The 11,940-nt window shown below is 70.2% G+C and carries 15 protein-coding genes; 6 read left to right on the top strand and 9 right to left on the bottom strand.

Translation table 11 applies throughout. The annotated features are described in order from the left end of the window. Positions 1-226: 226 nt before the first annotated feature. Positions 227-832 carry a hypothetical protein gene (locus ACFSXZ_RS12155; RefSeq protein ID WP_378264441.1) on the top strand — a complete coding sequence of 202 codons (606 nt, stop codon included), beginning with the start codon at positions 227-229 and terminating at the stop codon, positions 830-832. A 90-nt stretch (positions 833-922) separates the two neighbouring features. Next, a complete protein-coding gene (locus ACFSXZ_RS12150; RefSeq protein WP_378264439.1) occupies positions 923-1,402 on the top strand; it encodes a universal stress protein in 480 nt (159 codons plus the stop codon). 30 nt (positions 1,403-1,432) lie between these two features. On the opposite strand, the gene paaE is transcribed toward ACFSXZ_RS12150, so the two are convergent. From paaE to paaZ, 6 genes are read right to left on the bottom strand one after another with little or no spacing between them, the layout of a single operon-like run. Beyond that, the gene (gene paaE / locus ACFSXZ_RS12145; RefSeq protein ID WP_378264437.1) at positions 1,433-2,518 is read right to left on the bottom strand and encodes a 1,2-phenylacetyl-CoA epoxidase subunit PaaE; all 1,086 of its coding nucleotides are present in this window, start codon (positions 2,516-2,518) and stop codon (positions 1,433-1,435) included. Then, positions 2,519-3,034 carry a 1,2-phenylacetyl-CoA epoxidase subunit PaaD gene (gene paaD, locus ACFSXZ_RS12140; RefSeq protein WP_378264435.1) on the bottom strand — a complete coding sequence of 172 codons (516 nt, stop codon included), beginning with the start codon at positions 3,032-3,034 and terminating at the stop codon, positions 2,519-2,521. Then, on the bottom strand, positions 3,031-3,921 hold the full coding sequence (paaC, locus tag ACFSXZ_RS12135) for a 1,2-phenylacetyl-CoA epoxidase subunit PaaC (protein WP_378264433.1): 891 nt from the start codon (positions 3,919-3,921) through the stop codon (positions 3,031-3,033). The genes paaD and paaC overlap by 4 nt, the downstream gene beginning before the upstream one ends. Positions 3,922-3,928: 7 nt before the next feature. Then, the gene (paaB, locus tag ACFSXZ_RS12130; protein WP_378264431.1) at positions 3,929-4,225 is read right to left on the bottom strand and encodes a 1,2-phenylacetyl-CoA epoxidase subunit PaaB; all 297 of its coding nucleotides are present in this window, start codon (positions 4,223-4,225) and stop codon (positions 3,929-3,931) included. Then, positions 4,203-5,162: a 1,2-phenylacetyl-CoA epoxidase subunit PaaA gene (gene paaA / locus ACFSXZ_RS12125; RefSeq protein ID WP_378264429.1), complete on the bottom strand. Its 960-nt coding sequence runs from the start codon at positions 5,160-5,162 to the stop codon at positions 4,203-4,205. Before paaA ends, paaB begins: the two co-directional genes overlap by 23 nt. 3 nt (positions 5,163-5,165) lie before the next feature. Beyond that, positions 5,166-7,202, bottom strand: a complete 2,037-nt coding sequence (paaZ, locus tag ACFSXZ_RS12120; RefSeq protein ID WP_378264427.1) for a phenylacetic acid degradation bifunctional protein PaaZ — start codon at positions 7,200-7,202, stop codon at positions 5,166-5,168. A gap of 110 nt (positions 7,203-7,312) precedes the next feature. Between paaZ and paaI the strand changes: the two genes are divergently transcribed. The 4 genes from paaI to ACFSXZ_RS12100 all read left to right on the top strand — a co-directional run bounded on the left by paaI (position 7,313) and on the right by ACFSXZ_RS12100 (position 10,713). Beyond that, entirely contained in the window at positions 7,313-7,723 is a 411-nt protein-coding gene (paaI, locus tag ACFSXZ_RS12115; protein WP_378264797.1) for a hydroxyphenylacetyl-CoA thioesterase PaaI, read from the top strand. 266 nt (positions 7,724-7,989) lie between these two features. Then, on the top strand, positions 7,990-9,336 hold the full coding sequence (paaK, locus tag ACFSXZ_RS12110; protein WP_378264425.1) for a phenylacetate--CoA ligase PaaK: 1,347 nt from the start codon (positions 7,990-7,992) through the stop codon (positions 9,334-9,336). 197 nt (positions 9,337-9,533) lie between these two features. Beyond that, entirely contained in the window at positions 9,534-10,142 is a 609-nt protein-coding gene (locus ACFSXZ_RS12105; protein ID WP_378264423.1) for a TetR/AcrR family transcriptional regulator, read from the top strand. 145 nt (positions 10,143-10,287) lie between these two features. After that, positions 10,288-10,713: a pyridoxamine 5'-phosphate oxidase family protein gene (locus ACFSXZ_RS12100; protein WP_378264421.1), complete on the top strand. Its 426-nt coding sequence runs from the start codon at positions 10,288-10,290 to the stop codon at positions 10,711-10,713. A 13-nt stretch (positions 10,714-10,726) separates the two neighbouring features. On the opposite strand, the gene ACFSXZ_RS12095 is transcribed toward ACFSXZ_RS12100, so the two are convergent. From ACFSXZ_RS12095 to ACFSXZ_RS12085, 3 genes are read right to left on the bottom strand one after another with little or no spacing between them, the layout of a single operon-like run. Beyond that, positions 10,727-11,005 carry a hypothetical protein gene (locus ACFSXZ_RS12095; RefSeq protein ID WP_378264418.1) on the bottom strand — a complete coding sequence of 93 codons (279 nt, stop codon included), beginning with the start codon at positions 11,003-11,005 and terminating at the stop codon, positions 10,727-10,729. 43 nt (positions 11,006-11,048) lie between these two features. Then, entirely contained in the window at positions 11,049-11,678 is a 630-nt protein-coding gene (locus tag ACFSXZ_RS12090; protein ID WP_378264416.1) for a GPP34 family phosphoprotein, read from the bottom strand. Further along, the gene (locus tag ACFSXZ_RS12085) at positions 11,662-11,913 is read right to left on the bottom strand and encodes a hypothetical protein (RefSeq protein ID WP_378264795.1); all 252 of its coding nucleotides are present in this window, start codon (positions 11,911-11,913) and stop codon (positions 11,662-11,664) included. The genes ACFSXZ_RS12090 and ACFSXZ_RS12085 overlap by 17 nt, the downstream gene beginning before the upstream one ends. Positions 11,914-11,940: the final 27 nt, after the last annotated feature.

Here is an 11,940-nt window from a genome sequence, read left to right as displayed (position 1 = left end):
CGCATCCGATTGGCTTGTCACCTTGATGTCTCAAGCCTGGTCCCGGCGCCCCTTCCGGCGAAGAGTCGTTCGTCATCTCCCTGGGAGTCCCGGGTAAAGGACTCTGGCCTGCCGGGTGGGGCCCTTGTGCTCCAGCGCGGTGCACGGCAGGGACGGGACGCTTCTCTCGACTCGAAGAGTCCCGATGCGCGGGGCGCGCAAGGTCGTGAAGGAAGAGGAGGACACGATGACCATCAAGGATCAGCCGTCGCTCACCAGTGCCATGCAGGTTCCGGCGCAGCGCGCGGCGGAGACCGCCCCGGTCCACGGCGCGGTCATGACCCCGACCGCCGCGCGCGTGCTGGCGGTGCTGCGGATCGCCACCGGGCTGATGTTCCTGTGGGCGTTCCTGGACAAGACGTTCGGGTTCGGCTACGCGACCCCGTCGGCGCGGGCGTGGATCCACGGGGGTTCGCCCACGAAGGGCTTTCTGAGCTCGGTGGACGTCGGCCCGCTCGCCGGCACCCTGCGGTCGTGGGCGGGCGCGCCCTGGGCCGACTGGCTGTTCATGATCGGCCTCGCCGCGATCGGGGTCGCCCTGATCGTCGGGGCCGGGCTGCGGATCGCGGCCGTCACCGGCGCCCTCATGATGCTGCTGATGTGGCTCGCCGAGTGGCCGCTCGCCACGACCACCGCGGCCGGCAAGGCGACGGGGTCGACCAACCCGATCATCGACTACCACTTGATGTACGCGATCGTGCTCATCGCGCTCGCCGCGGTGTACGCGGGCAACACCTGGGGCATCGGCCGCCGGTGGGCGGAATTCGTCCGCCACAACCGCTGGCTTCTCTGAAGGGTTTCTCGCGCGGGGAGGACACCTCCCCGCGCGGCCTGCCTCGCCGCCGGAAGACCAAACCGGACAACAGAAAAAGGAGAATTCCCGATGACCACTCAATCGGAACCCGTCCGCACCATCGCCGTGGGCGTCGACGGATCGCCCCAGAGCGAAGCGGCGTTACGGTGGGCGCTGCGGGAGGCCGAGGGCAAGGCGCACGTGCGGGCCATCGTCGTCCGGCCGCACGAGGACCTGCTCCCCGGGACCTCGTTCGCGATCCTGCCCCATGGCCGCCGTCCGATCGCCGAGGAACCCGACTACGCCGACCGCCTGCACGCGGTCGTGGAGGCCACCCGCTCGGAGTTCCTGAACCCGGCGCCGCTCGTCGAGGTCGTGGTCAGTGGCGACCCCGCCACCGAACTGGTCAAGGCGTCGATGTCCGCCGACCTGCTGGTCGTCGGCTCGCACGGCGCCCGTCCGCTGGCCGAACTGCTGCTCGGCAGCGTGGCCACCCAGTGCGTGCGTTACGCGCACTGCCCGGTCGTGGTGATCACCGCCGAGGCTGCCCACCACGCGGCGCTGGGGTGAAGGCGGCACCGCGCCGAATGGCGCGGCGCGTCACGACTGGTCGTAGTCGACGGTGAGGACGCCGGAGACCGGAACCGACTGACAGGTCAGCACGAATCCGGCGTCCACTTCGGACGGTTCGAGGGCGAAGTTCCGGCGCATCTCCACCTCGCCGACGGTGACCTTCGCCCGGCAGGTACCGCACACCCCGCCCTTGCAGGCGAACGGCAGGTCCGGACGGAACCGCTGGGCGGAGTCGAGCACGGGGGCGTCACGGGGCAGGACGAGCGTGGTGGACCGGCCGTCGAGCACGATGGTGACCTCGCTGGTCAGCCCGCCGGCCGGCACGTCCTCATGACGGACCGGCGGCGGTGGCGCTTCCTCGACGTAGAACAGTTCCTGATGGATCCGTCGCGGCGGAACACCGGTGCGCCGGAGAAGATCCGCGGCCGTGCGGACCATCGCGAACGGGCCGCACAGCCACCAGTCGCCGACCTCGTCGAGATCGGGAACCAGCGCGAGCAGGCTTTCGAGCTTGGTCTCGTCGAGGCGCCCGGTGAACAGTTCCGCCTCGCGGGGTTCACGGGAGAGCACGTGGACGAGTTCGAACCGGTCCGGGTAGCGGTCCTTGAGGTCGGCGAGTTCGTCGGCGAACATCACCGTGGACGTGCGCCGGTTGTTGTAGAACATCACCACACTCGCATCCGGTTCGCGCAACACCGTGGCCGCGATGGACAGCACCGGGGTGATCCCGGACCCGGCCGCGATCAGCACATGCCGCCCGGAGGCACCGGTCCCGGGCGTGAAACTGCCGGACGGGGCGGCGACTTCGACGGTGTCGCCGGGCCGCACCTGGCGCACGAGCCACGTGGAGAACAGCCCGTCGGGCACCTCACGGACGCCGATCCGGAGCCGCTCGCCTTCCGCGGCACAGATCGAATAGGAGCGTCGTTCCTCACGCCCGTCGATCACGCGCCGCAGGGTCAGGGACTGCCCGGCCCGGAAGGCGTAAACGTCGGCGAGACCGGGCGGGACGTCGAAGGTGACGGCGACCGCGTCGTCACAAAGCCCGCTGACCGCGGCCACGGCGAGCCGATGGAACTCCGTGCGCGACCGGGGTTTCACGCTGGCGGTCACTCAGATCTCCTTGACCTGTTCGAAGGGTTCGCCGCAGGCGCGGCAGCGGCGCAGCGCCCGGCACGCGGTGGCCCCGAACTCCGAGACCGTCTCGGTATCGGTGGAACCACAGTGCGGGCACGCCCCTCGCGGCGCCGGGGGCACCAGCGTGAGCGGTACCGGCCCGGGCGTGCGCCGGGGCGCCGGGCCGGGCGGCGCGATGCCGGCCTCGGTGAGCTTGCCACGGCCGTCCTCGCTGATCCAGTCGCTGGACCACGCCGGGTGGAGTACCGTCCGCACCTCGACACCGCGATACCCCGCCGTTTCCAGGGCGTGCACGAGGTCGTCACGCATGGTGTCCATCGCCGGGCAACCGGTGTAGGTCGGCGTGATCGACACCACCACACGTCCGTCCACTTCGGACACTTCGCGGAGCACGCCGAGATCGGCGAGGGTGAGCATCGGCAACTCGGGATCCGTCACGGTCTCCGCGACCGCCCGCGCCCGGTCCGTCGTCGCACTGTCCGTCCGCGTCACCAGGTCGCCTCCGGATGCGTCCTGGCCACGCTCTGCAGTTCGGCGAGCAGGTAGCCCATCGCCTCGGTGTGCACGCCGTCCCGCCCGGTCCGTCCGGACACTCCGGCGCGTGGCGCCACCTCCGGCCGGGTCAGCGTCGCGGCCGCGAGCACCCGGCCCACCACGTCGTCGAATTCGGCTCGCGCGGCCGCGGGATCGGCCCCGACCCTCGCCTCGGCCATCCGCGCCTCGACCTCGTGCGGCACGAACAACTCCGGCACGTACGGCCAGATCTCCGCCAGGCCCGCGCTCAGCCTGTCCCGTGAGGAGGAGGTGCCGTCACCGAGCCGGACGGCCCACCGCGCGGCGTGGTCGCGGTGGTAGGTCAGCTCCTTGACTCCCTTGGCGGCCACCGCGGCCAGCACCGGGTCCCGTGACGCGGTCAGCGCCTGGAACAGCGCCAGCCGCCAGGTCGAGAACACCAGAAGCCGGGCGATCAGCTCCCCGAAGTCCCCGCGTTCGAGTTCGGCCAGCCGGACGTTGCGGAACTCGTGCTCGTCCCGGAAGAAGGCGTAGGAGTCTTCGCCGCGGCCCGGCGAGACCGGGTCGGCCCGGCCGGCCCGCGCCAGCAGCAACCGGGCCTGGCCCAGCAGGTCCAGGCCGATGTTGGCGAGCGCGACCTCCTCCTCCAGTTCGGGGGCGTTGGTGCACCACTGCTGCAGCCGGTGCGAGAACACCAGTGCGTCGTCACCCAGCATCAGGCAGTAGGCGGCCAGATCCGCACCGTCCACATCGGACGGCACGGTCGTGTCCACTCCGGACAACGGGTCCTCGAAACCGGTGCCGAACGCCCACCGCGCGTCCTCGCCCGCCTCGACCAGGCCCTCGAAAGCGTTGTCGAACGACATGACCACCTCAAATGTGCGGGACATCGGCCGGGATGTCGTAGAACGTCGGGTGCCGGTACACCTTGTCCCCGCTCGGCGCGAAGAACGGGTCCTTCTCATCGGGGCTCGACGCGGTGATGTCGGTCGCCCGGACCACCCAGATGCTCACGCCCTCGTTGCGCCGGGTGTAGAGATCACGGGCGTTGCGCAGCGCCATCTCGGCGTCCGCCGCCCGCAGCGAGCCCACATGCACGTGGTTGAGGCCCCGCTTGCCCCGCACGAACACCTCGTACAACGGCCAGTCAGTCACGGACGGCCCCCTCATGTTTGGCGGCGTACGCGGCCGCGGCTTCCCGCACCCAGGCGCCGTCCTCGTGAGCCCGGCGGCGGTGCGCCACGCGCTGCGCGTTGCACGGACCCTCGCCCGAGATCACCCGCTTGAGCTCCGTCCAGTCGATGGCCCCGAAGTCGTAATGCCCTCGCGCGGCGTTCCACTTCAGGTCCGGGTCGGGCAGCGTCACGCCCAGCGCCTCGGCCTGCGGCACGGTCATGTCGACGAAGCGCTGCCGCAGTTCGTCGTTGGTGTGCCGCTTGATCCGCCAGGCCATCGAACGGGCCGTGTTCGGCGAATCCGCGTCCGGCGGCCCGAACATCATCAGCGACGGCCACCAGAACCGGTTCACCGCGTCCCGCACCATCTCCCGCTGGGCGGTGGTGCCCTTCATCATCGTCATCAGCAGTTCGAAGCCCTGGCGCTGATGGAACGACTCCTCCTTGCAGATCCGGATCATCGCCCGCGCATACGGCCCGTAAGAGCTGCGGCACAACGGAACCTGGTTGCAGATGGCCGCACCGTCCACCAGCCACCCGATCACGCCCACGTCGGCGAAGCTCAGCGTCGGGTAGTTGAAGATCGACGAGTACTTCTGCCTGCCGCTGATCAATCGTTCGGTCAGGTCCGGACGGTCCGCGCCGAGGGTTTCGGCGGCCGAGTAGAGATAGAGCCCGTGCCCGGCCTCGTCCTGCACCTTCGCCAGCAGGATCGCCTTACGCCGCAACGACGGCGCGCGGGTGATCCAGTTGCCCTCCGGCTGCATTCCGATGATCTCCGAATGCGCGTGCTGGGCGATCTGGCGGATCATCGTCGCGCGGTAGCCCTCGGGCATCCAGTCCCGGGGCTCGATCCGCTGATCCTTCGCGACCGTGCGCTCGAAATGGCCCTCGAGGTCCACTTCGGACACTTCAGGCTGAGTGAGGGTCATTGGTTACTCCTTCGCCACCAGCGTGAGCACGTCGTACTTGGCGACCGATTCGCCGGCGGAGTTCGTCACGTCGGCGTCCCAGCGGACTTCGCCGTAGTCCGCGTTCTCCCGCGGCGTGATCTGCTTGCAGGTCAACGTGACCGTCACCTCGTCGCCGGGTTTGACCGGGGTGAGGAAGCGGAGGTTTTCCAGCCCGTAGTTGGCCAGTACCGGACCGGGATCGGGGTCCACGAACAACCCCGCCGCGAACGAGACCACCAGGTAGCCGTGCGCCACGATCCCGCCGAACAGCGGGTTCTCCGCGGCCGCCCGCTCGTCGGTGTGCGCGTAGAACCGGTCGCCGGTGAACTCCGCGAAGCGGTCGACGTCCTCCCGGGTCACGGCACGCGGCCCGGCCACCACGCAGTCGCCGATCTTGAGCTCGGCCAGCGTTTTCCGGAACGGGTGCACGCCCTCCTGGCGGGGCGCGCCCGCTATCCACCGCCCGGTCACCGCGGAAAGCACCTTCGGGCTCGCCTGCACGGCGGTGCGCCGCAGGTGGTGCAGCACCCCGCGGATGCCGCCCAGCTCTTCCCCGCCGCCTGCCCGGCCGGGACCACCGTGCACCAGCGGCGGCAACGGCGAGCCGTGACCGGTGGACTCCCCCGCGTCTTCGGAGTCGAGCACCAGCAGCCGGCCGTGCCACGGCGCCACCCCGAGCACGACCTCACGAGCGAACCCGGTGTCCGCGGTCACCACCGATCCGGCGAGGCTTCCACGCCCGCGCGCCGCCAGTTCGACGACGTGGTCGGTGGAGGTGTACGGCATCAGCGTGGCCACCGGGCCGAAGGCCTCGACCTCGTGCGGCTCGGCGCGCTCCGGGTCGTCGGCGCGCAACAGGACAGGAGAGACGAAAGCGCCCCGCTCGGGGTCGGCGTCGATCACCTCGACCCGGCCGGGATCGCCGGACACCACGGTCGCCACGTCGAGCAGTGCCTTCAGCGAGCGGCGGACCTCCTCGCGCTGTTCCAGACTTGCCAGCGCACCCATGCGCACCTCCGGGTTCGCCGGGTTGCCCACGGTGACCTTCGCCAGCCGTGCGGCGGCGGCCTCGGCCACCGCGTCGGCGAGCCCGGCCGGCACGAACGCGCGCCGGATCGCGGTGCACTTCTGCCCCGCCTTCACCGTCATCTCGGTGACGAGCTGCTTGACGTACAGGTCGAACTCGGGTGTGCCCGGCGCGGCATCAGGGCCGAGGATCGAGCAGTTCAGCGAATCCGCCTCGGCCGTGAAGCGCACCGCATTCCGGACGATGGCCGGATGGGTGCGCAGCTTGGCGGCCGTGGCCGCCGACCCGGTGAAGGACACCAGGTCCTGTTCGGTCAGATGATCGAGCAGATCCCCCGCGCCACCGCAGACCAGCTGGACGGACCCCTCGGGAAGAAGCCCGGAACCGGCCATCAGCTCGATCAGCTTCGCGGTCAGGTAGGCGGTCTGGCTCGCGGGTTTGACCAGGCTGGGCACGCCGGCCAGGAAGGCGGGCGCGAACTTCTCCAGCGGCCCCCACACCGGGAAGTTGAACGCGTTGATCTGCACGGCCACACCGCGCGAGGAGGTCATCACGTGCTGCCCGGCGAAGGTGCCGCCCTTGCCCAGCGGCTCCACGGCGCCGTCGACATACACCGTGTCGTTGGGCAGTTCGCGCTTTCCCTTGCCGGAGTAGGCGAACAGCACACCGATGCCACCGTCCACATCGAACATCGAGTCGCCGGGGGTCGCGCCCGTCCTAGCGGAGGAGGCATGGAGCTCGTCGCGGTGTTCCCGGAGATGGGAGGCCAGCGCCTTGAGCAACGCCGCGCGCTGGTGGAAGGTCAGCTCGCGCAGCGCGGGACCGCCGACCCGGCGCCCGTAGTCCAGCGCCGCGGCCATGTCGATGCCCGCCGACGAGACGCGTGCGATCTCCTCGCCGGTCACGGCGTCCCGTAGCGGTGCGCCCTCTCCCTCGCCGGCACGCCAGCCGCCGCCGACGTAGCTGCGCAGCACCTCACCCGACACCACCATCGACCGCCTCCCGAATTACCAACCGATCGTTCAGGAATTCATGATAGCCTCTCGGCATGCCGGAGGAAAGCCGATCACCACAGGGCGCCGTCAGTGCGCCCGCTCGGGTGATGTTCGACGACGACGCCGCCTCGCGCTCACTCGGTATCGAGCTCCTCGAAGCGGACACGGGCCGCGCCGTGGCCCGCATGAAGGTCACCGAACAGATGGTCAACGGCCATGCCCTCGCCCACGGCGGTTACCTGTTCCTGCTGGCCGACACCGCGTTCGCCTGCGCCTGCAACAGCTACGGCCCGGTCACCGTGGCCGCCGGCGCGGAGATCTCGTTCGTCGCCGCCGCCCGCCTCGGCGACCTCCTCGTCGCCACCGCGACCGAGCGCACCCGCTACGGGCGCAACGGAATCTATGACGTCACGGTGCGCCGGGAGAACGGCGGCGAGCCGGAGGTCATCGCCGAGTTCCGCGGCCGCAGCCGGGTTCTCGCCCCCCGGGAAACCAACGAGGACAATGACACTCTTTAATCAAATCGCGGCTGTCAAGGTGACCAGAGACGCGCCCTTTCTTTCCGGTCCTTTGCGGGGGCACGGCCCCCACACCCCCGCTGGGGGCAAGCCCCCAGACCCCGGTGTTTTGTGGGGGGCACGGCCCCCCACACCCCCCGCTGGGGGCAAGCCCCCAAACCCCCTCATCGGGGCGGCAGGGCGCCCATCCACTCGACGTTACGCGTGCCGGTAACGAGCGCCCTGTCGACACGATCGCGGGGGCGCGCAAACTCGCGGAGGAAGTAATGAGCGTCATGCACAATGAAGTGCCCGCCTCGAAACGGCTCGGCCCCGCCCCGGCCGAGGCCGAGCTGACTCCGGCCGAACGCATGAGCGCGGACGAACTGCGCGCCGTGCAACTCGACCGTCTCAAATGGACACTGCGGCACGCCTACGCCAACGTGCCGTGCTACCGCGAGAAGTTCGACGAGGCCGGGGTCCACCCCGACGACTGCCGGGATCTGGCGGATCTCGCGAAGTTCCCGTTCACCACCAAGGAAGACCTCCGGCGGAACTACCCCTTCGGCATGTTCGCGGTCCCCCAGGAAGAGCTCCGCCGCGTGCACGCCTCCAGTGGCACCACCGGCAAGCCCACGGTCGTCGGGTACACCGGAGAGGACATCGACACCTGGGCCACCGTGATGGCCCGCTCGATCCACGCAGCGGGCGGGCGCCCGGGCCACAAGGTCCACGTCGCCTACGGATACGGGCTGTTCACCGGCGGCCTCGGCGCGCACTACGGAGCCGAAAAGCTCGGTTGCACCGTGATTCCCGCGTCCGGCGGGATGACCGCGCGCCAGGTGCAGCTCATCACCGACTTCCGGCCCGAGATCATCATGGTCACGCCGTCCTACATGCTGACGCTGCTCGACGAGTTCGAACGCCAGGGCGTCGACCCGCGGCGCAGTTCCCTGCGGACCGGGATCTTCGGCGCCGAGCCGTGGACCGAGCACATGCGCGCGGAGATCGAAGCACGGTTCGACCTCGACGCGGTCGACATCTACGGCCTCTCGGAGGTGATCGGCCCCGGCGTGGCCCAGGAGTGCGTGGAGACCAAGGACGGCCTGCACATCTGGGAGGACCACTTCTACCCCGAGATCATCGACCCGGTCGAGGAAACCGTCCTCGGCGAGGGTGAAACCGGTGAGGTGGTGTTCACTTCGCTGACCAAGCAGGCGATGCCGGTCATCCGCTACCGCACCCGCGACCTGACCGCGTTGCGGCCGGGGACCGCGCGCCCCGCGTTCCGCCGGATGGACAAGGTCACCGGACGTGGTGACGACATGATCATTCTGCGCGGGGTCAACATCTTCCCCACCCAGATCGAGGAAATCGTGCTCGCCACCGCGGGGCTCTCCCCGCACTTCCAGATCCACCTGACCCGCTCGGGCCACGCCGACCAGCTCACCGTGCTGGTCGAGGCCCGTACGGACACCCCGTCCGGCCGCCGCGCGACCGCGGCCGCCGAAATCGTCCAGCGGGTCAAGGACGGAGCGGGGCTGACGGTGGGCGCCGAAATCGTCGATCCCGGCAGCCTGGAGCGGTCGGTGGGCAAACTCCGGCGCGTCCTCGACCACCGCCCGCCCCGGTAAGCAGCGCCCTGTCGACACGATCGCGGGGGCGCGACGCCGCGGCAGTCAAGGTGACCACAGAGCGCGCCCCTCTCTTTCCGCTATCGGGGCGGCAGGGCGTCCTCCCGCTCGGCGTGACGTGCCCTCGGTAAGCAGCGCCCTGTCGACACGATCGCGGGGGCGCGCAAGGCCGCGAAGAGATTAGGCATACTCGGACCGTGACGAACACGCCTGCCACCCGGCCGGCCAGGCGCGGGCGGCCCGGCCACGACCTCGAGACGGTCCTGACGATCGCCGTCGACGAGTTCAACCGGCGCGGCTACGACGGCACCAGCATGGAGGATCTCGCGCGCCGGCTCGGTGTCACGAAATCCGCCATCTACCACCATGTTCCGAGCAAGGAGGAGCTGCTCCGGCTGGCCGTGGACCGCGCGCTCGACGCGCTGTTCGCAGAACTCGGCGCCACCGGGGCGCTCACCGGCCGTGCCGTGGAGCGGCTCGAACATCTCGTTCGCGGAAGCGTCCGGGTCCTGGCGGAGCAGCTGCCTTTCGTCACGTTGCTGCTTCGCGTGCGGGGAAACACGGCGGTGGAGCGTGCCGCGCTCCTCCGCCGCCGCGAATTCGACCACCGGGTCAGCGAACTGGTCGCCCTGGCCGTCGCCGAAGGCGATCTCCGTCCCGACATCGACCCCGCCGTCACCGCGCGCCTGCTGTTCGGCCTGGTCAACTCCCTCATCGAGTGGTACCGGCCGCGCGGCGGGATGAGCGCGGACGAACTGGCCGACACCGTCACCGCGGTGGCCTTCGACGGCCTGCGCGTGCGGTGAGCGGTCGGCGCGACCGCCATCGGGAGTCACCGTCACGGGTGATTCCGAGGGCCGACAAGCACGAAAAGTGACTAAATCCTCTGGTCACCGAGGTGGAACGACCGGATCGTCGGCCGGGTCAGCCCAACCGCACAATGGACCGCTTATGAACACGCCCCTGAACGCCAGCGAGATCGAGCGCCTCGACCTCAGGCAGTGCCTGACCTTGCTGCGGAGCCAGGCCGTCGGCCGCCTCGTCTTCACCGAACAGGCACTGCCTGCCATCCGGCTGGTCAACTACAGCATGCCCACCGGGCGGATCGTGCTGCGGCTCGGCCACGCGAAGTGGGTCGCCCGGCTCGACCGGACCGTGGTGGCCTTCGAGGTCGACGACTTCGACGCCGGCGCCCGCACCGGGTGGAGCGTGGTCATCGTGGGCAAGGCCCGCCTGATCCTGGACATCGACGAACTGGTCAGCCTGAACGATCCCGCCGCTCGCTCGTGGGCACCGGGCCCCCGCGACCAGGTGGTCTCCATCGACATGGAACGGGTGACGGGGCGCCGGATCCGGGTGACGGCGTCGGCGTCCTGACCGGCTCCCCGCGCTACCCCAGACGGTCGCGGATCTGCTCCGGGTAGTCGGCGTAGGTGGCGATGAGGTCTTCCAGGTGCACCAGGGCCGGGAAATCCGCCACCGACTGCCGCTCCGCCATGAAATCCACGGTCCGCGCCACGACCTTCGCCTCGTCCGCCTCGCCGACCCCCAGTTCTCGCAGCACTTCCGGCTCGAGGTGGAACCAGGTCTCCACGGTTTCGGCTCCCGCCACGGCATGGAGCACGTACTCGTGATCGGTCACGACTTCGATCCGGAAATCCCCGCCCATGGCCGAGGGCTACCCCGCTTCGCCCGCCTCCAACCCCCACTCCTCAGCCGCTGGCGACCGCGCGCGCGTTGGCGATCACCCGGCGCAGGGCGTCCGGGATCGGCTCGATCGGCTCGCCCAGAGCGGCCCGGCGTTTCTTGAACCGGCGGCGCTCGCCGACGCTGATCACCGTCCGGAGGGGAATGGCCGAGGCCAGTACCGCGAGCGCCGCCACATCGGGGTCGATCCGCGCCACCGGCCCTCCCCCGCGTATCGCGCGCCCCACCTCGTCGGCGAGCCGGTGCACCGATCCGCGCAGGGTGATCTTGGTGGCCGGAAACAGCCCGAGAACGCGGCGCTTTCCGACCCTGATCACCCCTGCCCCGGCAAGGGCGTCCCGTGTCGCGCGGATGGCCTGGCCCCGTCCCCTGTTGATCAAGCGTCGCCACGAGCAGCGCCCTGCCCGCTCGACCTCCTCCCAGACGCCCTGGAGCAGGGGATCCAGCCCCGAAGCGGGTTTCGCCACGCAGGCCTTGCCCGACTCGTCGCGAAGGTGCCCGCGCAGCAGGAGATCCGCCAGCGCGGCCGCGCGGAGCGCGTAACCGAGTTCAAGGCCCCCTCTCAACCGCTCCTGACGCGCGTCGACCGCGAGCAGGAACAACTTCTCGGGCAGGGACTCAGGATCCCGCGTCATCGTCTTCTCCGTCCATTTTGGACTCCTCGGAGGGTTTCGCCGCGGACTTCCGCGGCCTGCCGGGCCCGCGCATCCGGCCGACATCGCTGGGCAGGCGCCCGGCCTCGGCGAGCGCCTTCCGGAGCAGGAACTCGATCTCCGCGTTCGTACTGCGCAACTCGTCGGCCGCCCAGCGGGCGAGCGCGTCGTGCACGACCGGGTCGAGGCGCAGCAAGATCTTCTTGCGCTCGCCCACCGCGCGCGCCCGCCTGGCGCCGCTGGA

The sequence above is a fragment of the Amycolatopsis pigmentata genome, from assembly GCF_042684065.1.
In the GTDB taxonomy this organism is placed as follows: Bacteria; Actinomycetota; Actinomycetes; order Mycobacteriales; family Pseudonocardiaceae; genus Amycolatopsis_E; species Amycolatopsis_E pigmentata.
Note: the sequence above shows the minus strand (reverse complement) of the source record. Positions and strands in the feature narration are given on the sequence as shown.